The organism is Streptomyces venetus (genome assembly GCF_039540295.1).
GTDB classification, from domain to species: domain Bacteria; phylum Actinomycetota; class Actinomycetes; order Streptomycetales; family Streptomycetaceae; genus Streptomyces; species Streptomyces venetus.
The window spans coordinates 403,610-428,547 of sequence record NZ_BAABET010000008.1; the positions used below are offsets into that span (position 1 = coordinate 403,610).

Genomic DNA, 24,938 nt, shown 5'->3' on the forward strand with positions numbered 1-24,938 from the left:
CGGCATGTCGGACCACATCTACCGGGTCACGGAGATCGTCGGCACCTCCCCCGACGGCGTCGACCAGGCCATCCGCAACGGCATCGACCGGGCCTCGCACACCCTGCGCAACCTGGACTGGTTCGAGGTGACGCAGGTGCGCGGCCAGTTGGAGAACGGGCAGATCGCGCACTGGCAGGTGGGCCTGAAGGTGGGCTTCCGGCTGGAGGAGACCGAGTAGGGCCCCCGAGCAGGGGCCCCCGAGCAGGGCGCGACCCTCAGGTCCGTCCTTCCCGCTCCTGCGCCGCCTTCAGCTCGGCCGACCGGGCCGCCCAGTCGGCCTGGAGGACGGTGAAGCCCGCGCGCCGGGCGTTCTCGCAGACCAGTTCGTCGTCGTCCACGAGGACGCGGATCTCGCGCGTGCGGGCGAGCCGCCGCAGGATCTCCAGCTTGGTGAACCTGGCCGGCCTGCGGTCGGCGTCGCGCCGCATGTACACCCGCCCCTCGGGCAGCTCCTGCGCCGCGAGCCAGTCGAGTGTGTCGCGCCGGCAGCGCTCGGGACGCCCGGTGAGATAGACGATCTCGCACTCCTCGGCGCTCTGCTTGACCAGCGCGACGCCCTCCGGGAGCGGCGGGTCCTGCGGGGCCGCCGAGAAGAAGCCGTCCCAGTCCCGCGGCCTGCGCTCCAGGAACCGCTGCCGGTGCGCGGTGTCGGCGAGGGTGTTGTCCAGGTCGAACACGGCCAGCGGGGCCCTGCTGCGGTCGTCACTCACGCTGCCCACCCTAGGGCCTGTCTGACAAATCCCCGCCTGCTCCGGCGGACGACGGGGATTTGTCAGACAGGCCCTAGGGGGTGCCTGCAACCTTCATCGCCTCTGCGGCCACTGCTCTGCGACACCCACACAGGCAGAGGCGGGAGATCGAATGCGCAACGCGAGGATCTGGTCGGCGGCGACGGCGGGAGCCGCGGTGGCCATGGCACTGGCCGGACCGGCGTCCGCCGCCGACACGACGCTGGTCGTGGCGACGGACGGGGACGACTCCGGCCCCGGTACGCTCGCCCGGCCGCTCAAGACCATCCAGCGGGCGGTGGACCTCGCCGCGCCCGGCGACACCATCAGCGTGCGCGGCGGGACGTACACCCTCACCGACAACATCACCATCGCCTCCTCGGGAACGGCCGCGCGGCCCATCACCCTCACCGCCCATCAGCGCGAGCGGGTCGTCGTGGACGGCGAGAAGCTGCCCGCCAGTCACACCCCGGTCGGCGGCAGCATCCCGCGCGCCGAGCGCGGGGCGCTGCACATGGAGGCGTCGTACTGGCGGATCTCGGATCTGGAGATCGTGAACGGCCCGTACGGGGTGTACTGCGACGGCTGCGACGGCAACGTCTTCTCGCGCCTGAGCACCCACGACAACTACGAGTCCGGCTTCCAGCTCCAGGGCGCCTCCAGCGGCAACCAGATCCTGAACCTTGACAGTTACGGCAACCGCGACCCGCGCAAGAACGGCGAGAGCGCCGACGGCCTGGCCGTCAAGGAGGGCAGCGGCACGGGCAACGTGGTGCGCGGTGCCCGGCTGTGGAACAACGTCGACGACGGTTTCGACGCCTGGAAGTTCGCCTCCCCGGTCACGATCGAGAACACGGTGGCGTACGGCAACGGGTTCAACCGCTGGAACTTCCCCGACTTCGCGGGTGACGGCAACGGCTTCAAGCTCGGTGGGGGCAGCCCGGCCCCGGCCGTAGCCCACACCGTGCGCGACAGCGTCGCGTTCCGGAACGCCAAGCACGGCTTCACCGACAACGGCAACCCGGGGTCTGTCGCCCTGAGCCGCGACTCCTCCTACGGCAACGGCGGTACGGGGTTCGACGCCGACGTCTCGGGCGGGACGGCCAGGCTCACCGGCAACCTGTCGATCGCGGACCAGCGCCCGGCGGCCGTCGGGTCCCGGACCGTCGCCGACGGCAACACCTGGAACATCGGCGGAACGTGGAACGCCGCCTCGGTGCTGAGCACCGACCCCGGCCCGCTCACCGGCCCGCGCGCGGCGGACGGCTCGCTGCCGAAGGCGCCGGCGTTCCTCGTCCCGCGGTCCGGCACCGCCGTGGGCGCCCGTTTCTGACCCGACCGGCCGGGCTGTGCCGCACCCCGGTGCGTTTTGAGACAGCCTGTCCGGAGAAATGGTCCGGACTATTCACCGGCAGGCGCTTTCGTGCAGGCCGTCGCAGTACCGCCATCCCCTCAACGGGGACGTGAACGAGCCATGCACAACCGTCAATTCATCACCACAGTTGATGGCTCAAGCACAGCACTGACATACTCCGCACTCAGCCTCGCCACCACCCGTGGCCGGGGCTGGTCGGGGCTCTCCACTCAGAACCCCGAGGCCGTCCGCGTGATTCCGAACAGCTGGTTTTTCGGTTTCACGAGCCCCCCACAGAGCCCGCACCCCCACAGCGTGTCCGGCACCCCCCACCCTGCCCGAAACGCCGGACACCCATTGACTCGTCGGGGTCGAGTGCGGGGCACGAAGCAGCGAAGAAGGTGCGCCTGTGCCCGAATTTCCACCGCGGCGGGAGGACACTCCCACATTCCCGCTTCCGCACATCGAACACACTCCGCCGTCTCGTATATCCGATCATCCCGAATTTCACTCCCTGCGTCGCGCGCAGCGCCGGTTCGGTATCCGGGCGTCGATCCTTTCCGTCGGCGGATTCCTGCTGTATGTGCTGCTGTCGTTCTTCGCCCCTTTGGTGATGAACCAGCCGTTGTTCGGCCGCCTCACGATCGGGCTCGTCCTCGGTCTCGGGCAGTTCGTCGTCATGGGCGTGACCTCGTGGTGCTATGTCCGGCACATGCGCACCCGGGTGGACCCGCTCGCCCGCGGACTGCGGACCCGGTTGCAGGAGGACGAGAACCGTCGCACGCGTCAGGCCGCGGCACAGCCCGAGGCCGGGCTCTTCCAGCAGGGTTCGAGGGGGTTCCGCGCGTGGTGACCGTCGCCGCGATCGACGACAGCAGCCTTCAGCTGACGTTCGTACTGTTCCTGACCGTCGTGGTCGTCACCCTGTTCACGGCGCTGCTGACGGCCCCTCAGCGCGACGAGATCAGTGAGTTCTACCTCGGCAACCGCGCCATGTCGCCGCTGCGCAACGGCCTGGCCATGTGCGGCGACTACCTGTCGGCCGCCACCCTGCTGGGCAGTACGGGACTGGTGGCCCTGACCGGGTACGACGGGCTGATGTACCTCGGCGGCACCACGGTCGCCTGGATGATGGTGCTGCTGCTGATCGCCGAACCCCTGCACCGCACGGGCAAGTTCACGCTGGGCGACACCATCGCGCTGCGTCTGCCGCGGCAGCAGCGGTCGGTGCGCCTGGCCCTGTCGGTGTGCATCCTGGCCATCGCGACGCTGTACCTGGTGGCCCAACTCGTCGGCAGCGTGGCCCTGCTGACGCAGTTCACCGGAGTCCCCAGCGCCACCACCCGGACCCTGTGCGTGGTCGTGATCGGCGCGTTCGTGATCCTGTACGCCTCCCTCGGCGGCATGCCGGGAGCCACGGTCGTCCAGATCATCAAGGCCGTGATGCTGGTGGTGGGCGTGCTGTTCACGGCGGGCTGGGTGCTGCACCACTTCGACTGGAACCCCAACGCCCTGCTCACCGCGGCGGCCGACCGCAGCGGAAACGGGGTGCAGTTCCTCGAACCCGGGCTGCGCTACGGCGGCACCGTCAGCAACAAGCTGGACTTCATCAGCCTCGAACTGGCCATCGTCCTCGGTCTCGCCGCCCTCCCCCACGTGCTGATGCGGCTGCTCGCCCCGCGCAGCAGCGGCACCCTGCGCTCCTCCGTCCTGTGGGCCATCGGCCTGGTGGGCGCGGTCTGCTTCGGCGCCGGCATCCTCGGTCTCGGCGCCACCGCGCTCGTCGGCCAGGACACCATCGTCGGCACGGACCGCACCGGCAACGCGTCCGTCCTGCTCCTCGCCCACGAACTCGGCGGCAGCCTCCTCACCGCGCTGCTGACCTGTCTGGCGTACCTGACGCTGCTCGCCGTGGCCGTCGGCCTCACGCTGGCCGCCGCCTCGTCCCTCGCCCACGACCTGTACGGCGAGGTGATCCGCAAGGGCAGGGCCAGCGAGACGGAGGAACTGACCGTCGCCCGGCTGTCCGGCGCGGTCATCGGCGTCCTCGGCATTCTGCTCGCCCTCGTCGCCTGGGGCGCGAACACCGCGACGCTGGCCTTCCTGGCGTTCGCCATGGCGGCGTCCGCCATCCTGCCGACGATCGCCTACACCCTCTTCTGGCGGCGCTTCTCGGCGAAGGGGGCCCTGCTCAGCCTCTACGGCGGCCTGGCCTGCTCCGTCCTGCTCGTCGTGTTCTCGCCGGTGGTCTCCTCCGCCGAGGCGTCGATCTACCCGGACGCGGACTTCGCCTGGTTCCCGCTGCAGAACCCCGGCATCGTCTCCATTCCGGCGGGCTTCTTCCTGGGCTGGCTCGGCACGGTGCGGGACAAGAGCCGGCCCGAGGAGAGCAGCGCCCACGAGGAGTTCGAGGTGCGGATGCTGGTGGGCGCCGACGACTGACGGGCCCTCGGGGACGCCGGGCAGGGCACCGGGGACGCGACGCATTGTTAATGGGATCCATTTTCATGTAGCGTCCTCGGTGCCCTGCCCGACGAGGAGGAATCCCATGGCTGTCCCGAAGCGGAAGATGTCCCGCAGCAACACCCGCCACCGCCGCGCCCAGTGGAAGGCGGCCACACCGGCACTGGTCCCGGTCACGGTCGACGGCGTCCGCCACCTCGTACCGCAGAACCTGGTCAAGGCCTACGAGCGCGGACTGCTGCGGCCCGGGGACTGAGGCTACGGCGTGACCACGGGATCCGGATGGGCCGCTATCCAGTGCTGCAGTTCGGCGTGGCGGAACTGGTACGCGGGACCGGAATAGCGCATGAGCCCCGCCGAGCAGGCCCAGTCCAGGAAGCGGCCCAGCCGGAAGGGCAGCCGCCTGCGCGAACAGAGCAGGAAGACCAGGTAGCGCCGCGCGGCGCTGAGACCCGAGGCCTGGCCGGAGGCGACCGCGGTGGCCGCTCCGACGACGAGGCCGGTGCTCGGCTCCAGGACCAGGGCCACCGTGCCACCGACGGCCAGACCGCCGAACAGCCCGGTGGAGACGGCGTAGACGAGTCCGTAGACCGTGTCGTCGCGCAGCGCGACCGGAGGGACGACGGCCGTCGTCGGCGCGGCCCCGCGCAGCCCGGCGGCCACGCTGAACCGGAAACCGGCGCCGAGCCCGGCGACCCAGCTGACGACCGTCCCGGCGACGAGCGCGGCCCGAGGATGCCCGGCCGCCGCGATCGCCGCACCCACCGCGAGCCCGGCCGCGACGCCCACGAAGGTGGCGAGGACGGGGTTGACGACGAGGCCCAGCAGGAACGGCCCCCGCACACCGGGCGTGTGCCGCTTCTGCCAGTCGAGTCTGCTGGGGCTGAGGGCGAGCGCCGCGGCCAGGCCGCATGCCACGGCGAGGGCCAGCACGCTCGCCGCCACCTTCCCCGGATCCGGAGTCAGCCAGGCGGCGGGCAGGACCGCGCTGATCGTGCAGAACGTCAGCAGCGCGTCGGCCGCCCGCACCCGGCCGGGCCCGGCCAGCGGCCACAGGCCGTGCACCGTGAGGTCGGTGGTCCGATAGGCCGTCGCGCCGGTTCCGGTCAGGTGCCCGGTGAGATGGTGGAGCCAGCGGTGGACCTGCTTCGCCCCGTAGGGAGGCGGGGCCGGGTCGCCGGCCGCGGGTTCGACTGCGGCGGGGATGTAGCGGGCCAGCAGATGCCGGTCCAGTGCGTCGGTGTCGTGCAGCGTGAGCAGATCCGCCGGCTCGCCGTGGTAGCGGTAGACCGTGGCGGTCAGGCCCAGCCGCCAGGGAGTCGACAGGGCCCGGGCGTGCACGCAGGACGGATGGGCCTCGAGGTGGTCCAGCAGAGGCTGCCAGCGTGCCGGGTCACGGCATCGGTCCCGGAGGTAGGTCAGCGCGGGCTCGGACGCCACGGGCGCGATGACCACCAGCGCGGCGTCGACGAGGGGTTCGTGCGTCAGCAGCGCGTCGTAGTTCGCGACGCGGCTGGTGAGCACCAGGGAGCCCGCCTCCAGGCCCTTCTGGTAGGCGTTGAGGTGCTGCACCGCGGCCCGCGCACGGGGTGCGTCCGGGTCCGGCGTGCCGTCGGCGCGTGGTGGGTCCATCTCGTCCAGGCCGTCCAGGACGGGCAGCACCATGCCGTGGGCCACCAGCCGCTCCGCCATCTCGGCGGGCCAGTCCAGCGCCTGTGTGAGGTGGTCCGTCAGCAGTTCGGGCAGGGTGTGGGCGGTGTCCCACTGGGCCATGGGGATGCGCACGGGCACCGGGTCGGTGTCGGTGCGGTCGGCGGCCAGGGCCAGGACCAGTTCCAGGGCCAGGACCGTCTTCCCCGAGCCGGGCACGCCCGCGATCACGAGACGACGGGGCCGGGTGGCCCGGAAGAACCCCGCGATGTCCGGGTCGGAGCCGGGGCAGCCCGGGCCTCGGAAGGTGCGTCCCGCGCCAGGGGCTTCGGCCGCCCGGCCCGGCACCGTCCGCAGGGTGTAATGCAGGTCGATGCGCCGGGTGTCACGACCGAGCAGCTGGCGGCGCAACTTGCCTTCGGTCTCCTGGACCTGGACCGCCAGCGTCGCGGCCCACTGCCGCACCAGCTCGGCGTCCGTCCCCTGCACCGGCCGTCTCAGCGCCGCCACCGCGGCCACCAGACCCGCGGCCCCGAGCGGCAGCCCCAGCAGACCGGCGGTGTCGGCCGGCCCGAGCCCGCCGCGCACCAGCTGGGACACCGCGTAACCGGCGCTCGCCACCAGCAGCACCACACCGAGCACGATCCCTGCCCGGCGCCGCTCCCTTTCCCGCCGCCCCCCGATCCCCACCATGCCTTGCTGCATACCCCTCCCGAGCACGGAACTCCCCCCGCCGCAGCGACTGTTGAACGCGGGGCCGGCAGTGCCCCGGGGCTTTCAGACGAGTGGATCCGTATACGGCAGCAGGGCCTTGGCGGTCGCGGCGCTGCGCAGGTAGCCGCCCGCCTTGTGCATGCGGAAGGCACCGATCCCCGTGGAGACACAGGACGTCACGCCACGGAAGGTGTCGGTCAGGGGCTGCGGAACAGCGATGAGGTCTCCGGGGTCGGCGATGTTGACCCAGGCCGCGGCGCCCGGCGGACGACTGAACGCGCGGGAGTCGTCCGGGTGTTCGAGGTACGGCAGGACGACGTCCGGCATCGCGAGGGGCGAGCCGAGGGTGACGAGGACATCGACCTTGAGGTCGGTGTACCGCCACAGCGTGTCGTACGCCACGACCGAGCCGAGTGAGTGCGCGATCAGCACACGGGGCTCATGCCGGGCGATGGCGTCGGCCAGGCGGTTCCGCACCCGCGGGCCCGCGGGGGTGTGCAGGTACGCCAGCAGGTCGGGGAAGAGTCGGGCCACGAACCTCCGGACGAGTTCCTGGTCGAACCCGTGGCGCCGGGCCACCCCGTCGGCGACCCAGCGGACCGGGGTCAGTACACGCCCCTGCGCGTCGCGCGTGCTCACCCCCAGCAGCTCGCCCCAGCGCAGCACCGCGTCCACCGCGTCGGGGGCGAGTCCGTCCACGTCGTCCCCGGGGCCCTGGCCGTCCGGTGCCGGTCGGACCGCCTGCAACAGATCGGCGTAGTACGTCATGGACAGCTCACCGTCGCCCAGGGGCCGCGGCAGCTGGTGGCTGAGGGCCCGGGCCCATGCCGCGCCGAGGCGGGCGGCGGCCGCGTCCGCGTCTCGGGTGGGGTCGTACTGGTTCACACCGTGCACGGCGACGATCCGGCTCACTGGCTCCTGCTTTCCCTGGGCGGTGCGGTGACGGGGGTGAAGACCGACACTTCGCGCCCGTATCCGATGGCGAGGGAGGTCTCCCGGTGGGCGACGGTCTGCACGATGTCGGGCAGGTCGATCCGGTGCGCCTGCTCGCCGTCGCGCAGGTCCCAGCCGCGGACCGTGCCGTCCGCGCTGCCGGAGAAGAGGACGTCCTCGCCGCCGAGGCGGGCGAAGGTGAGCGAACGGACCGCGCCGGTATGGCCCCGGAGTTCGGCCAGCACGGCGGCGTCGCCGAGCCGGAGCACGCGGATCTCCCCGTCGGCCGTGCCCACGGCGAGGCAGGGGTCGGTGCCGAGCGTGCCGGTGGCCAGGGCCCGGACCGGGGCGCCGTAGAGGCGGGTGTGGACGAGGTCGGCGGTGCGCAGCGACCTGACGCGGACGTAGCCGTCGAAGTCCCCGGTGACCACCAGGGGTTCGCCGCCGGTGTCGGCCACGTCCAGGCAGGCGATGTCCCCGGTCCTGCGCCGCCGGCTGACGAAGTCGCGCAGCGGGGCCCGGCCGCCGGGGTACCAGATGGTCACACTGCCGTCGCTGCCGCCGGCGATGACCTGGACGCCTCCCCGGTCGTGGGGCAGCACGCCGAGCGCCACGACGTCGGCGGTGCCGAGGTTCGTGGTGTCCACCGGTGTCCCCGCGGGAGGCCGCACGTCCCACAGGACGAGGTGCCCCTGTATCCCTCCGGCGGCGATGAGGGTGGTGTCCCCGGCCCTGATCGGGACGGCGGTGTTCAGCGGGAGGTTACGGGTCGTCTCGAGTCGTGTGACCAGCTGACCGTCGCCCGCGTCGATGACGCGCACCTGGTCGTCGCGGCAGGTGGTGACCGCGCACAGTCGGCCCGCGACGCGGTGCAGGGCGAGGGACCGGACCCACCGGGGATGCCCGTCGGGCACGCGCGGGGGTTCCTCCCGTGTCGTGTCCCAGGTCCGTACCGTCCGGTCCTTCGACACCGTGACCGCCACCGGGCGCGCCCCGACCCGCGTCAGCGCGGCGCCGGTCACGCCGCTGGTGTGTCCGGCCAGCACGTCCCGCAGCGATCCGGTGCGCGTGTCCCAGCAGCGGACGGTGTCGTCGTCGGAGGCGCTCACCAGCACCGGGGTGTCCAGCACCTCACCCGGGACGAGGGCGTTGACCGGGCCCGCGTGCTGTCTGGCGGCCCACAGCAGTCGGCCGGTGGCCAGGTCCCAGGCGCGCAGGATCCCGTCCTTGTGGCCCGAGAAGGCCAGCCAGGACGACTCGCCGGGGCACACCGCGAGGGCCCGCACCTCGGCGCGGACGAGCCAGTGCTCCGCGAGACCGGTGAGGCGCAGGACGTGCAGCACGGCCCCCGTGTGGGCGTGCGCCACCGCGATGGCCCCGCTGCGGTGTCCGGTCACCGCCAGGGTCTGTCCGCCGACGTCGGCGACGGTGAAGGCCGTGACCGGATCCCCGGGAAGCGGGTTGCCCCGGTGCAGGAGCCTCCGCCCGGGGAGGCTGAACGCGGTGACGCCGTGCTGCGCGGTGACCGTCAGGGCGAAGTGCTCGCCGCCCTCGCGGCCGACCGCCACGTGCTTGGCGCGGCCGCCGGCCACGGGCACCGGCCACGTCCGGCCGGCCGTGCCACCGCCGAGGTCGGCGACGTAGGTGGGCCCGTCGGTCGTGACGACGGCGCAGCCGGTCCCGTCACTGACGGCGACCGCCCTGATCCCGGACGGGACCGGCACGGAGCGCAGGGCGCGCCCGGTGCCCGGGTCCCACAGGGTGAGCCGTTCGGCGGCCGTGAGCAGCACCGTCCGGTCGTCGAGCGTGGCGACGGCCACGTCCTTGACGGCCTGCGCGTGCAGCAGGACGTGCCGCGTGGTTCCGCTGCCGAGATCCCATACCCGGGCCGTACGGTCCTCGCTGCCGGTCACCGCGAGGGTGCCGTGGGAACCGCGCGTCGTGACGAGGGCGTTGATCCGTCCGGCGTGGCCGGTCATGGTCGCGCCCGAGGACGCCGAGATGTTGGTGGCGGTGGACCACAGGCAGCGCCAGGGCAGGACATGCCCGCCCGGGGCCCGCCGCATGCGCTCGGCCAGCTCGTGGTGGCCCAGCCGCAGGGCGTCCAGGGCCAGGATCTGGCGCCGGGCCCCCGCCTCCACGTGCTGGTGCCAGCCGATCGAGGCGCAGTAGACGTCGAGGGTGCGCCGCACCGGCGGCGGGTAGGCGTCGCGGAACGGCGGCAGCACGGCCGCGACGGCCGTGGGGTCGGCGTTGACCAGGAACTCACCGTCGTCGAGGAGTCGCACGAGTTGCCGGTGGCCGGCGCGTGAGGCGTGCTCGACGACGTGCCGTCGCAGATAGGGATCCGCCAGGTCCCAGCGCAGGGTGTCGCCGGTGCGGTGGACGGTCGACAGCAGCTCCCGCAGGACGCGCCGTTCGCGCAGGTCGTCCTCTCCGGGCGGGTGCCGGGGCGCGGGCTGGTCCGGGGTGGTCATGCCGACCCTCCGCTCACCGGGGCGGTCGCCGTCAGGTGGTCCACGAGCTCCTGGTGGAACAGCCGGTACAGCGTCGTGCCGTACTCGGGGTCGATGTCCCGGCGCAGGAAGAACGACATCGAGGCCAGCACCTCCAGCACGTCCTCCCGGCTCGGTTGGTCCCCACGCGGGTGGAAGGCGGCCGCGGCACTCCGGACGAGCTCCGCCGGCATCCCCTCCCCCTTGCCGAATGCGATCGCGGTCAGCACCGGGCGCGCCCAGGCCAGACCGTCCGCGGCGAAGAGCTGTCCGTCGAGCAGGGCGGCGAGGGTCAGCGGAAGGCGGTCGACGGCCGCCTCCACGTCCGCGGCGTCCAGCGGCGGCAGGGCACTGATCGAACGCGCCGCCAGCTGTGCCGTGAGGAACTCCCCTCCCCCGCCGGCCGGGGCCGACCTTCCGGCGCTCTCGATGCGCCGTGCCACGGCCTCTGCGAGGGCACGCCGGACCGGGCCGCGCCGCGCGTACGAGCCGGCGTCCCGCAGCAGTCCCTCGACGTACTCGGCCAACGCGTCCGTGAGGTCCTCCCGGTCGGTGTCGTCCAGGTCGATGAGCAGTTGCCCGGGCTCCGCGGCGGCCCGCAGCAGGGGCTGGAGCCATTCCCCGTACGGCCGTACGCCGACCAGGAGCCGGCAGGGTCTGCTGCGCGGCCCGTCCGCGTACTCCCGGCGAGCCAGCGGCCCGAGCAGTTCCACGGTGATGCGCACGCTCTCCCTGGCCTCGTCGAGCGCGTCGAGGACGATCAGCGGCTCCACGGGGAGCGCGGCGACGGCGTCCACGAATCCCTGCGTGCTCCACCCGTCGTCGGGCGCGGTCATGGCCAGTTGTCCGGCGATGGTGTCGATGACCCGGGACAGGGTCATGCCGCGGGCGTGGACGGCGGCGACGGCCTCCCAGGGGTCCGGACGGTTGCGGGCGTGGATGTGGTTCACCACCGTGTCCAACGCCTTCGACAGCTTGGGGTGGGTGCAGCAGACCACCACGCCGAGCAGGGCGGACTTGCCGGTGCCCGGGCTGCCGGTGACGACCGCGACCGCGGCGCCGTCGCCGTCCGGCCGGGCGAGCCAGTCGGCGAGGGCACGCAGTTCCCGGTTCCGTCCGGAGAAGTGGCAGGGGACGTCCAGGCCGGGCGTCGTCTCGCGGCCCGAGGCCCTGGAGAGGTAGTGGTGGAGGTCGAGGGAGGGGTGGACGGTGTCGATGAACTCCTGAAGTGCCCACCGATCGCGCAGTTCCAGCCGCTCCACCGGATCCTCGCGGTACCAGGGGTTGGCGAGGAACCGGGTGTCCGGTCCGTCCAGTTCACTGGCGACGACCTCCTGATCGGGGCAGGCGTCGTCCTCGCACAGCCGCAGCAGACGCCGGTAGACCTCGTCCTTCAGCCAGGACAGCCGCACGTACTGTTCACTCGGATCGACCCCGGCGTGCCCCTTGGTCAGATCGTCCAGCACGTCGCACACGGCGCGGGAGAAGCGGCCGCCCCAGGCCTGTGCGCCCGGCGGGCAGGCGGCGATGACGAAGAGCCGGCGCTCGGCGCGCGGGAGGTTCCGGGTCCAGTCGATGCCGGCGCCCCCGTGGCACACGTCGAGCAGGAGCAGGACGCGTCCCGTGCCGTCGTCGTCGACGCCCTGGAGGAAGGCCCGCACGTCGAACGCCGTCTTCGCCTGCTGGTCACGTGTGTTGCTGGCGACCACCATGAGGTCGCCCGGGCATCCGCGCCGCAGGAATCCGTGGCTGACGATGTGGACGACAGCACAGCCCCCGGCCTTGATGGCCGCGCGTATCTCCGCCATCCGTTCCCCGAGGGTGGTGTGGTCGAGGTCGGGCAGGTGGCGGGGGGCCGGTGGGACGAGCGGGGCCAGGTGCCGCGAGACCCGTTCGCCGAGCTCCTGGGAGAACGGCAGATCGTCCCAGGCGCTGCGCTCGGGGGGATCCTCGTCGTCGTGCTCGACGTCGGCGGCCCCGGCCGGGGCGGCGGGGAGCCGGAAGGTGGACATGGAGACGACCAGGGTCGGCATGTCCGCCGGGGCGTCCTGGCCCAGGGAATCGTCCACGGTCATGCTTCCCCCGGCCCGCTCTCGTCCCGCCCCGTTGCGGGGGTCACAACAGTATGTGATCGACTCGTCACCGGGCACCGCATTCCCGCGAAGAGGCCGCCGGGAATCCCCGCGCTCCACGGGTGTTGAACCCGGTGTGAGCTCACTGATCGCGTCGACCCGCTTTTCCGTCCTCGACCGCTCCCGCACCCGTGAGGGGCACACGCACGGCGAGGCGCTGCGTGACACCGTGCGGCTGGCGCGGGAGCTGGAGCGGCTCGGTTATCACCGGGTGTGGGTGTCGGAGCACCACGGTGTGCCCGGGGTCGCCGGTTCGGCGCCGACCGTGCTGGCCGCCGCCGTCGCCGGCGCGACCCGGACGATCCGGGTCGGCACGGGCGGGGTGATGCTGCCCAACCACCGGCCGCTGGTCGTCGCCGAGCAGTTCGGGGTGCTGGAATCGCTGTATCCCGGGCGGATCGACATGGGGCTCGGACGCTCCGTCGGTTTCACGGACGGGGTGCGCAGGGCACTGGGCCGCGACAAGGGTGACGCCGACGACTTCGAGGCCCAGCTGCGGGAGCTGCTCGGCTGGTTCGAGGGCACCTCCCCCACCGGGGTGCACGCCCGCCCCGCCGAGGGGCTGACCGTACCGCCGTTCGTCCTGGCCATGGGCGAGGGCGCCGGCATCGCCGCCCGCCTCGGTCTGCCCATGGTCATCGGCGACCTCAGGAACCGGGAGAAGATGCTGCGTGGCATCGACCACTATCGTGACCACTTCCGTCCCTCCGCCTGGGCGGCCGAGCCCTACGTCGTCATCTCCGGCACGGTCGCGGTGGCGGGGACTCCCGAGGAGGCCCGGCGGCTGCTGATCCCGGAGGCCTGGTCGATGGCGTACTCCCGGACCCGCGGCACCTTCCCGCCCCTGCCGCCCGCCGAGCGGGTCGAGGCGCTCTCCATGACCGCCAAGGAGCGCGGTCATTACGAGGCCGGAATGGCCGGTCACGTCGCGGGCACCGAGGAGCAGGTGGCGGACGAGCTGGAGACGGTGCTGAAGGAGACCGGGGCGCAGGAGGTCCTGGTCACCACCAGCACGCACGACCGCGAGGCCCTGCTGGACTCCTACCGGCGGCTGGCCGCGATCACCTCCGGTTAGAGTCGGTGTCCATGCACGACCCCCGCAGCCCCCACGACCCGTACGTCCGCGTCCGCGGAGCCCGCGAGCACAACCTCAAGGGAATCGACGTCGACATTCCCCGGGACGTGCTGGCCGTGTTCACCGGCGTGTCCGGCTCGGGGAAGTCGTCGCTGGCGTTCGGCACGATCTACGCGGAGGCGCAGCGGCGCTACTTCGAGTCGGTCGCGCCGTACGCACGGCGGCTGATCCACCAGGTCGGCGCGCCGAAGGTCGGTGAGATCACCGGCCTGCCCCCGGCGGTCTCGCTCCAGCAGCGCCGCTCGGCGCCCACCTCGCGCTCCTCCGTCGGCACCGTCACCAACCTCTCGAACTCCCTGCGGATGCTGTTCTCCCGGGCCGGCACCTACCCGCCCGGCGCCGAGCGGCTCGACTCCGACGCCTTCTCGCCGAACACGGCGGTCGGGGCGTGCCCGGAGTGCCACGGGCTGGGGCAGGTGCACCGTACGAGCGAGGAGCTCATGGTCCCCGACCCGTCGCTGTCGATCCGCGACGGGGCGATCGCGGCGTGGCCGGGAGCCTGGCAGGGCAAGAACCTGCGGGACATCCTCGACGCGCTGGGCCACGACGTGGACCGGCCGTGGCGGGAACTGCCGGCCGGCGAGCGGGAGTGGATCCTGTTCACCGACGAGCAGCCGGTGGTCACCGTCCACCCCGTGCGGGACGCCGACCGCATCCAACGGCCGTACCAGGGCACGTACATGAGCGCCCACCGGTACGTGATGAAGACGTTCTCGGACTCCAAGAGCCCGACCCTGCGAGCGAAGGCCGAGCGGTTCCTCACCAGTGCGCCCTGCCCGGCGTGCGGTGGCAGCCGGCTGCGCCCCGAGGCCCTGGCGGTGACGTTCGGCGGCCGGACCATCGCCGAGCTGGCGGCGCTGCCGCTGGTGGAGCTGGCCGCCGGTCTCGACGGGACCTCGGAGGCCGCCCGGGTCCTCACCGACGACCTGCGCTCCCGTATCGCGCCGGTCCTGGAGCTGGGGCTCGGCTACCTCAGTCTCAACCGGCCCACCCCCACCCTCTCCGCGGGCGAACTGCAGCGCCTGCGCCTCGCCACCCAGCTGCGCTCCGGCCTGTTCGGCGTCGTCTACGTCCTCGACGAACCGTCGGCCGGACTGCACCCCGCGGACACCGAGGCGCTGCTCACGGTGCTGGAACGGCTGAAGACGTCCGGGAACTCGGTGTTCGTGGTGGAGCACCACCTCGACGTCATGCGGGGCGCCGACTGGCTGGTCGACGTGGGTCCGGACGCGGGCGAGCACGGCGGGCGGGTGCTGCACAGCGGCCCGGTGGCCGAGCTGGCCGGAGTCGCGGAGTCGGCGACGGCCCGCTATCTGTTCGACCACTCCCCCGCCCCGGCCCGGGAGGTGCGCGAGGCCACCGGGTGGCTCAAGACCGGCCCGATCAGGCGGCACAACCTGCGCGGGGTGACGGCGGAGTTCCCGCTCGGCGTGTTCACCGCGGTGACCGGCGTGTCGGGCTCCGGCAAGTCCACGCTCATCGGCGAGATCACGGAGGACTCGGCGGGAGTGGGCCGGCTGGTCTCGGTCGACCAGCGGCCGATCGGCCGCACGCCGCGCTCCAACCTCGCCACCTACACGGGCCTCTTCGACGTCGTGCGCAAGGTGTTCGCGGCCACCGACGGGGCCCGCGAACGCGGTTTCGGCGTCGGGCGGTTCTCCTTCAACGTGGCGGGCGGGCGCTGCGAGACCTGCCAGGGCGAGGGATTCGTCAGCGTGGAGCTGCTGTTCCTGCCGAGCACGTACGCACCCTGCCCGGACTGCGGCGGGGCCCGCTACAACCCTCAGACGCTGGAGGTGACGTACCGGGGGCGGAACATCGCGCAGGTGCTGGATCTGACGGTGGAGAGCGCGGCGGAGTTCTTCGCGGACACCCCGGCCGTGGCCCGCAGCCTCGCCACGCTGCTCGACGTCGGTCTGGGCTATCTGCGCCTCGGCCAGCCCGCGACGGAGCTCTCCGGCGGCGAGGCGCAGCGCATCAAGCTGGCGAGCGAACTGCAGCGCGGCCGGCGCGGCCACACCCTGTACCTCCTCGACGAGCCCACGACCGGTCTCCATCCGGCCGATGTGGACGTCCTGTTGCGCCAGTTGCACGGCCTCGTCGACGCCGGGCACACCGTGATCGTCGTCGAGCACGACATGTCCGTCGTCGCCCGCGCGGACTGGGTGATCGACCTCGGCCCGGGCGGCGGCGACGCGGGCGGACGCATCGTGGCGGCGGGGCCGCCGGCGGACGTCGCGCGCTCGGCGGAGAGCCGGACGGCGCCGTATCTGACGCGCACCCTCACCGGCTCCCGCTGAGGTCTCTACGCGACGAGCACCGTGTGCGTCCAGGCGGGCGCGGCGGTCTCCTGCTGCTGTGCCGCGCGGGCGAGGGCGCGGCGGTCGGTGCTGCCGCCCGGTGCGATGGGGTCGCGGACCTCGACCTCCGCGATCAGGCCGCGGGTCGTCGCCACCCGCCACAAGGAGGCGAGCAGTGTGTCCTCGCCGACGTACGCGGGGGCCGTGGTGGCCGTGCCGCCGCTGAGCCGGTAGCCGATGCGCACCGGCTGGACCGGCACCCCGGCGTCCAGCGCGGCCTGGAAGACGGCCCGGCGGAAGGTGCCCTGCGCCCGGCCGCACCAGGTGCTGCCCTCGGGGAAGGCCGCGACCGCGGCGCCCTCGCGCAGCGCCCCGGCGATCCGGGCGACCGTGTCCGGGAGGGCCCGCAGCCGGTCCCGGTCGATGAACAGGGTCCCGCCGCGGGCGGCCAGCGCACCGGCGACCGGCCAGTGCCGTACCTCCGTCTTGGCCAGCATCCGGGCGGGGCGGACGGCGGCGAGCAGCGGGATGTCCAGCCAGGAGATGTGGTTGGCGACCAGCAGCAGTCCGCCGGTGGGAGCGGCGCCACCGGTGATACGGACCCGGACGCCCGCGGCCCGCACGATCCACCGGCACCAGCGCCGGATCAGGGACGGCGGGATCCGGGCGCCGAAGGGCGTCAACGCGATTCCCGAGAGCAGGAGCAGCAGGACCGCGCCGAGCCGCAGCACGGCCCGCGGCACGGCCCGCGCCCGCACGGCCGCCGACGCCTCGACACAGGCGCGGGGCGTGCAGGGCGCGGTGGGCAGCCAGGCGCTCATCAGGCCGGGACGAGGGAGAGGAAGTGGCGCAGGTAGCGCGCGTTGACGCGGCTCATCGGCAGCAGCACGTACAGGTCGGCGACGCCGAAGTCCGGGTCGTGGGCCGGTGCGCCGCACACCCAGGCACCGAGGCGCAGGTAGCCGCGCAGCAGGGCGGGCAGTTCGAGACGGTCGGCGGGCGCGGGGCCCGGCGTCCACGGCAGCAGCGGCCGCACGCGGAACTCCTGCGGCGAGAGGTGCTTGTCGCTGACCCGGTCCCAGGTGGCGGACGCCAGGGTGCCGCCGTCCGCCAGCGGGACGGAGCAGCAGCCGGCGAGCCATTCGTGGCCGCGGTCGACCATGTAGCGGGCGATGCCGGCCCAGATGAGGCTGATGACCGCGCCGTCGCGGTGGTCGGGGTGCACACAGGAGCGGCCGACCTCGACGAGCTGCGGCCGGATCCCGTCGAGCGAGGTCAGATCGAACTCGCCCTCGGAGTACAGCCGACCGGCGACCGCCGCGCGCTCCGGCGGCAGCAGCCGGTAGGTGCCGACGACCTGGCCGGTCGTCTCCTCCCGGACGAGCAGGTGGTCGCAGTACGCGTCGAAGGAGTCGACGTCGAGGCCCGGCTGCGGGCCGGCCAGCAGAGCGCCCAGCTCCCCGGCGAAGACGTCGTGCCGCAGCCGCTGGGCGGCACGCACGTCCTCCTCGTTGCGGGCGAGGGCGACGGTGTAGCGAGTGGGAGCCGTGGGCTGCGCGGGGCGGTCGACGGTCAGTACGCCGGTCATGGCACTCTCCTGGTCACGGGCCGGTCGGTGAGGCGGGGCGGGGCGCTGAGCGGTGGCGTGCGAACCTCCGCCTCTGTTCTCCCGAGGCCGACTGACCTTCGCGTGTCATGTGCAGAGAGAACGGGTGTGAGGTTGTTGAACGGCTCGCGCCCCCGTGCCCGGGCCGGTTTCGCGACCGAGGCCCGGATGGCCTAGCTGCGCACGCGGACACCGGCTCCTGCGGCGAGAGTGAGCTGCATGACAGAACCCGGAGCCGGCGGGCGACGTGGGGGCTCGGCCCCGTCCACCAAGCGCCGGCGCACCGTGCGCGGTGCCGGTGAGGCCGCCCGGCGCGCCGCCGAGGCGCTGACGGAGCTGATCAGCCACCGCCTCGAAGGGGTGTCCGCGGTGTGCCGGGGCGAGGACGACGGCTGGGTCGTCGACGTCGACGTGCTCGAACTGGCCCGCATCCCCGACACCACCAGTCTGCTCGCGACGTACCGGGTGGAACTGGACTCGGACGGAGAGCTGGTGCAGTACCGCCGGATCGCGCGCTTCCGGCGCGGCGCCCAGGACCAGTGACCGGACCGCCGCAACCGCCCACCGGAAGGACCGCCGCATGACCGTCTACAGCGACGAGATCGTCTGTGCTCCCCGCGCCGGGACCCTCTACGACGTGCTGGAGCTGATCCTCGACCGCGGCATGGTGATCGACGTCTTCGTGCGCGTCTCGCTGGTCGGGATCGAGATCCTCAAGATCGACGCGCGCATTGTGGTCGCCAGCGTCGACACCTACCTGCGCTTCGCGGAGGCGTGCAACCGCCTGGACCTGGAGCACGACACGCGCTCCACGACCGTGCCCGAGCTGTTCGGCGGACCGGTCTCCAGGACCATCGGCAAGGCGGGCGCCAAACGCACCGCCCGTTCCCTGACCGACAAGGTGCGCGACGTCCTCACCCCGGACGACGACGAGGGTGACGAGGACGCCGACTCCGGTACCGAGCGCGCCCCGCGTCCGGTGCGCAAGCGCCGCAGTGACGACGACCGCCCGCGGCCCCGGCGCCGCAAGACCGAGGAGGAATGAACGTGACGGCCACCGCCGCCCTCACCACCGCCGGCACGCTCGGCACCCTGTACGTGTACGGCATCGCCCCCGAGGGCGTCCGGACCCCGCGGGCGCCCGGGGTGGACGGCGCGGCGGTGCGGCTGCTGACCGAGGACGGGCTGTGCGCGGCCGTCTCGGACGCGCCGGAGTCCGTCCGGGCGCGACGACGGGACCTGATGGCCCATCAGGCGGTGCTCGGCGAGCTCGCCGCGCAGGGCCCCGTCCTGCCGATGCGGTTCGCCGTCCTGACCCCCGACGCGGAGTCGCTGCGCGGCCAACTGCGCACCGATCGGGCCCGCTTGATGTCCCAGCTCGACGGGGTACGGGGCTGCGTCGAGATGAACGTGAAGGGCACGGTGGTGCCCGGCTGCTTCGCCGACCTCGTGCGCAGGGACGACACGCTGCGCACGCTCGCCCGCCGGACACGGGAGCGTCCCGGCTACGAGGCGAACGTGCGGCTGGGCGAGGCGCTCGCCAAGGGTGTCGCGCGCGAGGCCCGGGGCGCGGCACGGGAGGTGCTCGCCCGCCTGGCGCCGCTCGCCGTGCGCACGGCGCAGGGGCCGGTCGACGACGAGCAGGTGCTCAGCACGTCGTTCCTGGTGCGGTCCGCCGACGAACAGCGCTTCCGGCAGGCCGTGGCCGCGCAGGCACGCGACGTCGGGGACCGGCTGGCGCTCGGCGTGACCGGTCCGCTGCCGTGCTACAGCTTCGTCGACGCGCCGTCCGCCACGGCCGGCCGGTGACCCGGTGGGACTCGTGACCGGGCTCCTGCTGCTGCCGCTCGCCCCGGTGCGCGGCACGCTCTGGGTCGCCGACCACCTGCTCCGGGAGGCCGAACGCCAGGCCGCCGACCCGCGTGCGGTGCAGGCGCGGCTGGCGGCGCTCAACCGGGCCTTGGAGGAGGGCGCCATCGACGAGGCGACCTTCGAGGAAGAGGAGGAGCGGTTGCTCGCCCGCCTGGACAGTCCGGTCCGGTACACGGGACATCGCGGGGGCGCTTCGTGACCGACCTCGGCACCTGGCCCGCGGGCCCCGGAGTACAGCCGGCCGGGCCGCCCTCCGGAAGCCTCGCGGACCTGCTCGAACGCGTCCTGGACAAGGGCATCGTCATCGCGGGCGACATCAAGATCGACCTGCTCGACATCGAACTGCTCACCATCCGTCTGCGCCTGTTCATCGCCTCGGTGGAGACCGCCAAGAAGGCGGGCATCGACTGGTGGGAGACGGACCCGGCGCTGTCCTCACGCGCCGCGCGTGACGCGCTCAGCGAGGAGAACGCGCGGCTGCGCGCGCGTCTCGAGGCCCTGGAGGACGCCGACGCCTCCGAGGTGGCCCGATGAGCACGCTGCCGGCCGACCGGGCCTCCGCGACCGGGCCGGACCTGCCGCACCCCACCGTCACCTGCGCGTTCGCCGTGACGGCCACGCCTCCGCGGAACGCGGCGGTGTCGGTGACAGCGGGCCATGACGGCGGCGGTCCGCTGCGCGTCCTGGCCGCGGGGCCGCTGTACCTCGTCGTGCAGGACGTTCCCGCGGCGGCCTTCGGCGAGGAGGCGCTCGCGGAGCGGCTCAACCGGCCGGACGAGCTGGAGCGCTGCGCCCGTGCCCACCACCGGGGCGTGGAGACGGCCGCGAGCGCGGGCCCCGTCGTCCCCCTGCCGATGGCGACGCTGTACCTGGACGACCACAACGCCGTGCGGGCCGTCACCGCCCGGGCCGCGTCGCTGCGCACCCTGCTGGACCGGCTGCGCGACCGCACCGAGTGGGCGGTGAAGGTGCACGGCCCCGGAACGGCGCACGCGTCCGGCGCCGCCGGAGACGGGCCCGCCGACGGGCGGTCGTACCTGCGCCGGGTGAGCGAGCGGCGGCGCACCGAGCGCGAGGAGCGCGAGAGGGCGCTGGCGCGGGCCCACGCCGTCGACCGGGAGCTGCGGCGGTACGCCGTCGCGGCGACGCGACACCGGCCGCAGAGCGAGCAGCTGACCGGCAGGAGCGTCCCGCAGCTGCTCAACGCGGCGTATCTGGTCGACGACGGCAGGCGCGCCGAGTTCGTCCGGGCCGTCGGCGAACTGGCCCGCGACGCCCACCGGTCGGCCGTGGAGGTCACCCTGTCGGGGCCCTGGATCCCGTACTCCTTCGCCCGCGCGGACGAGGCGGAGCGTGACGCGCACCAGGAGGCCGGCACATGACCGTACCCGTCCCCGGCGGTGCCGACCGCACGGCGGTGCCCTGGGACGGCCCGGAGCCGTACGCACCCGTCGGGGTGCCGCTCGTCGACCTGCTCGACCGGGTACTGGCGACGGGCGTCGTGGTCAGCGGTGACCTGGTGCTGGCCATCGCCGACGTGCCGCTGGTGCGGATCTCCCTGCACGCCCTGCTGGCGTCGGTCAGTGACCGGGTCCCCGCGCCCTGGTCGGACAGCGGGCCGCTGTGACCGCCCCGCGCACCCACGCGCTGGACCTCGATCCCGAGCGCGTCACGAACGATCTGGCGGCCCTGGTGCTGACCGTGGTGGAGCTCCTGCGGCAGCTCATGGAACGTCAGGCGGTCCGCCGTTTCGACGAGGGGACGCTCAGCGCCGAGCAGGAGGACCGGCTCGGTACCGCGCTGATGCTGCTGGACGAGCGCATGGACGAACTGTGCGCACAGCACGGGCTGCGGCGCAGCGACCTCAACCTGGACCTCGGCCCGCTGGGACCGCTCCTCGCCGATCCCGGCCCGTGACGGACAGAACGCGAGACGGGACCGGGAGAGCACCACCCCCCGGCCCCGCCCGTCCGCACCTACCGGCGAACGTTCATCAGGGGCGCGGGGAACTGCGCGACCGGCCACACCCCACCCGCAGCCGCCCGACCACAGTCCCCCGCCACGGCGCTACCGCTTCACCTTCCGCGCAGCCCGCAACCACTCCTTGTTCATGCTGGTGATGGACATCAACGGGATCCCCTTCGGGCAGGCCGTGGCGCACTCGCCCGCGAGCGTGCACCCCCCGAACCCCTCCTCGTCCATCTGCTCCACCATGTCCAGCACCCGCGTCTCCCGCTCGGGCGCTCCCTGCGGCAGCACATTGAGATGGTTGATCTTGGCGGACGTGAACAGCATCGCCGCCCCGTTGGGACAGGCCGCCACGCACGCCCCGCACCCGATGCACTCGGCGTGCTCGAAGGAGAAGTCGGCGTCCGGCTTGGGCACCGGCGTGGCGTGCGCCTCGGGAGCCGCACCGGTCGGCGCGGTGATGTAGCCACCGGCCTGGATGATCCGGTCGAACGCCGACCGGTCGACGACCAGGTCCTTGATCACCGGGAAGGCGGACGCCCGCCACGGCTCCACGTCGATCGTGTCGCCGTCCTTGAAGGACCGCATGTGCAGCTGACAGGTGGTGGTGCGCTCGGGCCCGTGCGCATCACCGTTGATCACGAGTGAACACGCGCCGCAGATGCCCTCACGGCAGTCGTGGTCGAAGGCGACCGGGTCCTCGCCCTTGAGGATGAGCTCCTCGTTGAGGGTGTCGAGCATCTCCAGGAAGGACATGTCGGGCGAGATCCCGTCCACCTCGTACGTGGACATCGTGCCGTCGGCGTCGACGTTCTTCTGGCGCCAGACGCGCAGGGTGAGCTTCATGCGTAGCTCCGCTGAGTGGGGTGGACGTACTCGAAGACCAGGTCTTCCTTGTGCAGGGCCGGAGCCTCGCCCGTGCCGGTGAACTCCCAGGCGGCCGCGTAGCCGAACTCCTCGTCCTTGCGGGCGGCCTCGCCGTCGGGCGTCTGGGACTCCTCGCGGAAGTGACCGCCGCAGGACTCGGAGCGGTGCAGCGCGTCGAGGCACATCAGCTCGGCCAGCTCCAGGTAGTCGACGACGCGGTTGGCCTTCTCCAGCGACTGGTTGAACTCCTCGCCGGTGCCGGGCACCTTGATCCGCCGCCAGAACTCCTCCCGGATCTGCGGGATCCGCTCCAGCGCCTTGCGCAGCCCCGAGTCGGTGCGGGCCATGCCGCAGAACTCCCACATGAGCTCGCCGACCTCGCGGTGGAAGGAGTCGGGGGTGCGGTCGCCGTCCACGGACAGCAGCAGGTTGAGCCGGTCCTGCGTCTCGGCCAAAACTTCCTGGACGACGGGGTGTTCGTCGCTCACCTCGTCGTGGTGCGGGTTGCGGGCCAGGTAGTCGTTGATGGTCGCGGGGAGGACGAAGTACCCGTCGGCCAGGCCCTGCATCAGCGCGGACGCGCCGAGCCGGTTGGCCCCGTGGTCGGAGAAGTTGGCCTCCCCGATCGCGAACAGGCCGGGGACGGTGGTCTGGAGGTCGTAGTCGACCCACAGCCCGCCCATCGTGTAGTGCACCGCGGGGTAGATCCGCATGGGCAATTCGTACGGATCCTCGTCGGTGATCCGCTGGTACATGTCGAAGAGGTTGCCGTACCTGGCCTCGACGGCCTCGCGGCCCATCCGCTTGATCGCGTCGGCGAAGTCCAGGTAGACGCCCTGGCCGCCGGGGCCGACGCCCCTGCCCTCGTCGCAGACGTTCTTCGCGGCGCGCGAGGCGATGTCACGCGGCACCAGGTTGCCGAAGGACGGGTAGATGCGCTCCAGGTAGTAGTCGCGCTCGGCCTCGGGGATCTCGTTCGGCGGCCGGGTGTCGCCCTTCGCCTTCGGGACCCAGATCCGGCCGTCGTTGCGCAGCGACTCGCTCATCAGCGTGAGCTTGGACTGGTGGTCGCCGGTGCGCGGGATGCAGGTGGGGTGGATCTGGGTGAAGCAGGGGTTGGCGAAGTACGCGCCGCGCCGGTGGGCCCGCCAGATCGCGGTGGCGTTGGAGTTCATGGCGTTCGTCGACAGGTAGAAGACGTTGCCGTAGCCGCCGGACGCCAGCACCACCGCGTCTGCGAAGTACGTGTCGATCCTGCCCGTGACGAGGTCGCGGGCGACGATGCCGCGCGCCCGCCCGTCGACGACGATCAGGTCGAGCATCTCGGTGCGCGGATGCATCTCGACGTTCCCCGCGGCGATCTGCCTGCTGAGCGCCTGGTAGGCGCCGAGCAGCAGCTGCTGGCCCGTCTGGCCGCGGGCGTAGAACGTCCGGGACACCTGGACGCCGCCGAAGGAGCGGGTGTCGAGCAGGCCGCCGTACTCGCGGGCGAAGGGCACGCCCTGCGCCACGCACTGGTCGATGATCTCGACGGAGATCTGCGCGAGCCGGTGCACGTTGGACTCCCGGGCCCGGAAGTCGCCGCCCTTGACGGTGTCGTAGAACAGCCGGTGAACGGAGTCGCCGTCGTTGCGGTAGTTCTTCGCCGCGTTGATGCCGCCCTGCGCGGCGATGGAGTGGGCGCGGCGCGGGGAGTCCTGGTAGCAGAACTGGACCACGTGGTAGCCCTGCTCGGCGAGGGTGGCCCCGGCGGAGCCGCCGGCGAGGCCGGTGCCGACGACGATGACGGTGTGCTTGCGCCGGTTGGCGGGGTTGACCAGCTTGGCTTCGAAGCGGCGCTTGTCCCAGCGCTCGTGAACGGGTCCCGAGGGGGCCTTGGTGTCGGCGAGCGGCTCGCCGGTCACGTAGTCCGTGTAAGAGGTCATGTCAGCTCACCAGTCCGGTCATGACGCCCACGGGTACGGCGATGAAGCCGGCCGTGAGCAGCAGCGCGAGGACGTTCGCGACGGTCTTGAGGGCACGGTCCCGGGTGCGGCTGCCGACGCCGAGGGTCTGGGCGGCGCTCCAGAAGCCGTGCCGGACGTGCAGGCCGAGCGCGAGCATCGCGACGATGTAGACGACGTTGCCGTACCAGGTGGAGAAGGTGTCCACGACGTTCTGGTACGGGTGACCGTGCTGGAAGCCGCCGGAGTGCACGGTGCCGGTCGTCAGGTCGAGGATGTGCCAGACGATGAACAGGCCGAGGATGATGCCGCCCCACCGCATGGTGCGTGTCGCGTAGGAGGCGCGCGGCTTCTTGTGCACGTACTTGCTGGGCCGGGCCCTGATGTCGCGGCGGCTGAGCTGGTACGCCGAGGTGGCGTGGGCGACGACGGCGACGACCAGCACCACGCGGACGAGCCAGAGCGTCCACTCGTAGTGCATGAACGGCTCGCCGACGGTGCGCAGCCAGTGGGCGTAGTGGTCGAACTCGCCCGCCCCGAAGAAGATCTTCAGGTTTCCGATCATGTGGACGACCAGGTACAGCAGCATGATCAACCCACTGACCGCCATCACGGTCTTCTTGCCGACGGTGGAGTCCCACACGGTGCGTGCCATGGACGGCCGTCGATCCGTCCGCGTTGCCAGAGCCATGGGCTTGACGCTACGGACTCGCGACCGATCGGTCCAAGACATGGT

25 protein-coding genes are annotated in these 24,938 nt (G+C 72.6%); 15 read left to right on the forward strand and 10 right to left on the reverse strand.

Going from position 1 to position 24,938, the window contains the following annotated elements:
• Positions 1-4 precede the first annotated feature (4 nt).
• Positions 5-220 carry a dodecin gene (locus tag ABEA82_RS27020; RefSeq protein ID WP_345664265.1) on the forward strand — a complete coding sequence of 72 codons (216 nt, stop codon included), beginning with the start codon at positions 5-7 and terminating at the stop codon, positions 218-220.
• A 37-nt stretch (positions 221-257) separates the two neighbouring features.
• Here the strand turns inward: ABEA82_RS27020 and ABEA82_RS27025 are convergent, their stop codons facing one another.
• Positions 258-752, reverse strand: a complete 495-nt coding sequence (locus ABEA82_RS27025; RefSeq protein WP_345664266.1) for a phosphatase domain-containing protein — start codon at positions 750-752, stop codon at positions 258-260.
• Between the two features lie 151 nt (positions 753-903).
• On the opposite strand from ABEA82_RS27025, the gene ABEA82_RS27030 reads away from it, so the two are divergent.
• The 4 genes from ABEA82_RS27030 to rpmF all read left to right on the forward strand — a co-directional run bounded on the left by ABEA82_RS27030 (position 904) and on the right by rpmF (position 4,843).
• On the forward strand, positions 904-2,103 hold the full coding sequence (locus ABEA82_RS27030) for a right-handed parallel beta-helix repeat-containing protein (protein ID WP_345664267.1): 1,200 nt from the start codon (positions 904-906) through the stop codon (positions 2,101-2,103).
• A 430-nt stretch (positions 2,104-2,533) separates the two neighbouring features.
• Complete coding sequence (locus ABEA82_RS27035) at positions 2,534-2,977, forward strand: DUF485 domain-containing protein (RefSeq protein WP_345664268.1); 444 nt, start codon at positions 2,534-2,536, stop codon at positions 2,975-2,977.
• Positions 2,971-4,566: a solute symporter family protein gene (locus tag ABEA82_RS27040; protein WP_345664270.1), complete on the forward strand. Its 1,596-nt coding sequence runs from the start codon at positions 2,971-2,973 to the stop codon at positions 4,564-4,566. Before ABEA82_RS27035 ends, ABEA82_RS27040 begins: the two co-directional genes overlap by 7 nt.
• A gap of 106 nt (positions 4,567-4,672) precedes the next feature.
• Positions 4,673-4,843, forward strand: coding sequence for a 50S ribosomal protein L32 (rpmF, locus tag ABEA82_RS27045; protein ID WP_345664271.1), 171 nt, complete (start codon positions 4,673-4,675; stop codon positions 4,841-4,843).
• Positions 4,844-4,845: 2 nt separating this feature from the next.
• Here rpmF and ABEA82_RS27050 read toward each other — a convergent pair whose 3' ends face one another.
• The 4 genes from ABEA82_RS27050 to ABEA82_RS27065 all read right to left on the reverse strand — a co-directional run bounded on the left by ABEA82_RS27050 (position 4,846) and on the right by ABEA82_RS27065 (position 12,454).
• Entirely contained in the window at positions 4,846-6,930 is a 2,085-nt protein-coding gene (locus ABEA82_RS27050) for an NACHT domain-containing protein (RefSeq protein WP_345664272.1), read from the reverse strand.
• Between the two features lie 84 nt (positions 6,931-7,014).
• Positions 7,015-7,863: a hypothetical protein gene (locus ABEA82_RS27055; protein ID WP_345664274.1), complete on the reverse strand. Its 849-nt coding sequence runs from the start codon at positions 7,861-7,863 to the stop codon at positions 7,015-7,017.
• Positions 7,860-10,361, reverse strand: coding sequence for a WD40 repeat domain-containing protein (locus ABEA82_RS27060; RefSeq protein WP_345664275.1), 2,502 nt, complete (start codon positions 10,359-10,361; stop codon positions 7,860-7,862). The genes ABEA82_RS27055 and ABEA82_RS27060 overlap by 4 nt, the downstream gene beginning before the upstream one ends.
• A complete protein-coding gene (locus tag ABEA82_RS27065) occupies positions 10,358-12,454 on the reverse strand; it encodes a hypothetical protein (RefSeq protein WP_345664276.1) in 2,097 nt (698 codons plus the stop codon). The genes ABEA82_RS27060 and ABEA82_RS27065 overlap by 4 nt, the downstream gene beginning before the upstream one ends.
• A gap of 133 nt (positions 12,455-12,587) precedes the next feature.
• Here ABEA82_RS27065 and ABEA82_RS27070 point away from each other — a divergent pair, with 133 nt between their 5' ends.
• Both ABEA82_RS27070 and ABEA82_RS27075 read left to right on the forward strand, forming a co-directional pair.
• On the forward strand, positions 12,588-13,586 hold the full coding sequence (locus ABEA82_RS27070; RefSeq protein WP_345664277.1) for an LLM class flavin-dependent oxidoreductase: 999 nt from the start codon (positions 12,588-12,590) through the stop codon (positions 13,584-13,586).
• A gap of 11 nt (positions 13,587-13,597) precedes the next feature.
• Entirely contained in the window at positions 13,598-15,946 is a 2,349-nt protein-coding gene (locus tag ABEA82_RS27075) for an ATP-binding cassette domain-containing protein (protein ID WP_345664278.1), read from the forward strand.
• A gap of 5 nt (positions 15,947-15,951) precedes the next feature.
• On the opposite strand, the gene ABEA82_RS27080 is transcribed toward ABEA82_RS27075, so the two are convergent.
• Together ABEA82_RS27080 and ABEA82_RS27085 are read right to left on the reverse strand one after the other, a co-directional pair.
• On the reverse strand, positions 15,952-16,767 hold the full coding sequence (locus ABEA82_RS27080) for a lysophospholipid acyltransferase family protein (RefSeq protein ID WP_345664279.1): 816 nt from the start codon (positions 16,765-16,767) through the stop codon (positions 15,952-15,954).
• On the reverse strand, positions 16,767-17,534 hold the full coding sequence (locus ABEA82_RS27085) for a GNAT family N-acetyltransferase (RefSeq protein WP_345664280.1): 768 nt from the start codon (positions 17,532-17,534) through the stop codon (positions 16,767-16,769). Before ABEA82_RS27085 ends, ABEA82_RS27080 begins: the two co-directional genes overlap by 1 nt.
• A gap of 237 nt (positions 17,535-17,771) precedes the next feature.
• Between ABEA82_RS27085 and gvpO the strand changes: the two genes are divergently transcribed.
• From gvpO to ABEA82_RS27125, 8 genes are read left to right on the forward strand one after another with little or no spacing between them, the layout of a single operon-like run.
• On the forward strand, positions 17,772-18,095 hold the full coding sequence (gene gvpO / locus ABEA82_RS27090; protein WP_345664281.1) for a gas vesicle protein GvpO: 324 nt from the start codon (positions 17,772-17,774) through the stop codon (positions 18,093-18,095).
• 37 nt (positions 18,096-18,132) lie between these two features.
• The gene (locus ABEA82_RS27095; RefSeq protein ID WP_345664282.1) at positions 18,133-18,597 is read left to right on the forward strand and encodes a gas vesicle structural protein GvpA; all 465 of its coding nucleotides are present in this window, start codon (positions 18,133-18,135) and stop codon (positions 18,595-18,597) included.
• Positions 18,594-19,361 carry a GvpL/GvpF family gas vesicle protein gene (locus tag ABEA82_RS27100; RefSeq protein ID WP_345664283.1) on the forward strand — a complete coding sequence of 256 codons (768 nt, stop codon included), beginning with the start codon at positions 18,594-18,596 and terminating at the stop codon, positions 19,359-19,361. The genes ABEA82_RS27095 and ABEA82_RS27100 overlap by 4 nt, the downstream gene beginning before the upstream one ends.
• A gap of 4 nt (positions 19,362-19,365) precedes the next feature.
• Positions 19,366-19,623 carry a gas vesicle protein GvpG gene (locus ABEA82_RS27105; protein ID WP_345664284.1) on the forward strand — a complete coding sequence of 86 codons (258 nt, stop codon included), beginning with the start codon at positions 19,366-19,368 and terminating at the stop codon, positions 19,621-19,623.
• Positions 19,620-19,958, forward strand: a complete 339-nt coding sequence (locus ABEA82_RS27110) for a gas vesicle protein (RefSeq protein WP_345664285.1) — start codon at positions 19,620-19,622, stop codon at positions 19,956-19,958. Before ABEA82_RS27105 ends, ABEA82_RS27110 begins: the two co-directional genes overlap by 4 nt.
• Positions 19,955-20,806, forward strand: coding sequence for a GvpL/GvpF family gas vesicle protein (locus ABEA82_RS27115; protein ID WP_345664286.1), 852 nt, complete (start codon positions 19,955-19,957; stop codon positions 20,804-20,806). Before ABEA82_RS27110 ends, ABEA82_RS27115 begins: the two co-directional genes overlap by 4 nt.
• The gene (locus ABEA82_RS27120) at positions 20,803-21,051 is read left to right on the forward strand and encodes a gas vesicle protein (RefSeq protein WP_031109229.1); all 249 of its coding nucleotides are present in this window, start codon (positions 20,803-20,805) and stop codon (positions 21,049-21,051) included. Before ABEA82_RS27115 ends, ABEA82_RS27120 begins: the two co-directional genes overlap by 4 nt.
• A complete protein-coding gene (locus ABEA82_RS27125) occupies positions 21,048-21,341 on the forward strand; it encodes a gas vesicle protein K (RefSeq protein ID WP_030851265.1) in 294 nt (97 codons plus the stop codon). The genes ABEA82_RS27120 and ABEA82_RS27125 overlap by 4 nt, the downstream gene beginning before the upstream one ends.
• Before the next feature lie 150 nt (positions 21,342-21,491).
• Here the strand turns inward: ABEA82_RS27125 and ABEA82_RS27130 are convergent, their stop codons facing one another.
• Genes ABEA82_RS27130 through ABEA82_RS27140 form a run of 3 tightly spaced genes read right to left on the reverse strand, consistent with a single transcriptional unit; the run spans position 21,492 to position 24,857 of the window.
• Positions 21,492-22,238: a succinate dehydrogenase/fumarate reductase iron-sulfur subunit gene (locus tag ABEA82_RS27130; protein ID WP_345664288.1), complete on the reverse strand. Its 747-nt coding sequence runs from the start codon at positions 22,236-22,238 to the stop codon at positions 21,492-21,494.
• Positions 22,235-24,184 (reverse strand): fumarate reductase/succinate dehydrogenase flavoprotein subunit, encoded by a 1,950-nt coding sequence (locus tag ABEA82_RS27135; protein WP_345664289.1) that lies wholly within the window; start codon positions 24,182-24,184, stop codon positions 22,235-22,237. Before ABEA82_RS27135 ends, ABEA82_RS27130 begins: the two co-directional genes overlap by 4 nt.
• Before the next feature lies 1 nt (position 24,185).
• Positions 24,186-24,857, reverse strand: a complete 672-nt coding sequence (locus tag ABEA82_RS27140; protein ID WP_345664290.1) for a succinate dehydrogenase — start codon at positions 24,855-24,857, stop codon at positions 24,186-24,188.
• Between the last annotated feature and the right edge of the window lie 81 nt (positions 24,858-24,938).

Bases quoted from the DNA above. Each gene is read 5' to 3' on its own strand.
- ABEA82_RS27020 (WP_345664265.1), top strand. From the start codon at position 5: ATGTCGGACCACATCTACCGGGTCACGGAGATCGTCGGCACCTCCCCC.
- ABEA82_RS27030 (WP_345664267.1), top strand. From the start codon at position 904: ATGCGCAACGCGAGGATCTGGTCGGCGGCGACGGCGGGAGCCGCGGTG.
- rpmF (WP_345664271.1), top strand. From the start codon at position 4,673: ATGGCTGTCCCGAAGCGGAAGATGTCCCGCAGCAACACCCGCCACCGC.
- ABEA82_RS27050 (WP_345664272.1), bottom strand. From the start codon at position 6,930: ATGGTGGGGATCGGGGGGCGGCGGGAAAGGGAGCGGCGCCGGGCAGGG.
- ABEA82_RS27060 (WP_345664275.1), bottom strand. From the start codon at position 10,361: ATGACCACCCCGGACCAGCCCGCGCCCCGGCACCCGCCCGGAGAGGAC.
- ABEA82_RS27065 (WP_345664276.1), bottom strand. From the start codon at position 12,454: ATGACCGTGGACGATTCCCTGGGCCAGGACGCCCCGGCGGACATGCCG.
- ABEA82_RS27075 (WP_345664278.1), top strand. From the start codon at position 13,598: ATGCACGACCCCCGCAGCCCCCACGACCCGTACGTCCGCGTCCGCGGA.
- ABEA82_RS27080 (WP_345664279.1), bottom strand. From the start codon at position 16,767: ATGAGCGCCTGGCTGCCCACCGCGCCCTGCACGCCCCGCGCCTGTGTC.
- ABEA82_RS27085 (WP_345664280.1), bottom strand. From the start codon at position 17,534: ATGACCGGCGTACTGACCGTCGACCGCCCCGCGCAGCCCACGGCTCCC.
- gvpO (WP_345664281.1), top strand. From the start codon at position 17,772: ATGACAGAACCCGGAGCCGGCGGGCGACGTGGGGGCTCGGCCCCGTCC.
- ABEA82_RS27095 (WP_345664282.1), top strand. From the start codon at position 18,133: ATGACCGTCTACAGCGACGAGATCGTCTGTGCTCCCCGCGCCGGGACC.
- ABEA82_RS27100 (WP_345664283.1), top strand. From the start codon at position 18,594: ATGAACGTGACGGCCACCGCCGCCCTCACCACCGCCGGCACGCTCGGC.
- ABEA82_RS27115 (WP_345664286.1), top strand. From the start codon at position 19,955: ATGAGCACGCTGCCGGCCGACCGGGCCTCCGCGACCGGGCCGGACCTG.
- ABEA82_RS27120 (WP_031109229.1), top strand. From the start codon at position 20,803: ATGACCGTACCCGTCCCCGGCGGTGCCGACCGCACGGCGGTGCCCTGG.
- ABEA82_RS27130 (WP_345664288.1), bottom strand. From the start codon at position 22,238: ATGAAGCTCACCCTGCGCGTCTGGCGCCAGAAGAACGTCGACGCCGAC.
- ABEA82_RS27135 (WP_345664289.1), bottom strand. From the start codon at position 24,184: ATGACCTCTTACACGGACTACGTGACCGGCGAGCCGCTCGCCGACACC.
- ABEA82_RS27140 (WP_345664290.1), bottom strand. From the start codon at position 24,857: ATGGCACGCACCGTGTGGGACTCCACCGTCGGCAAGAAGACCGTGATG.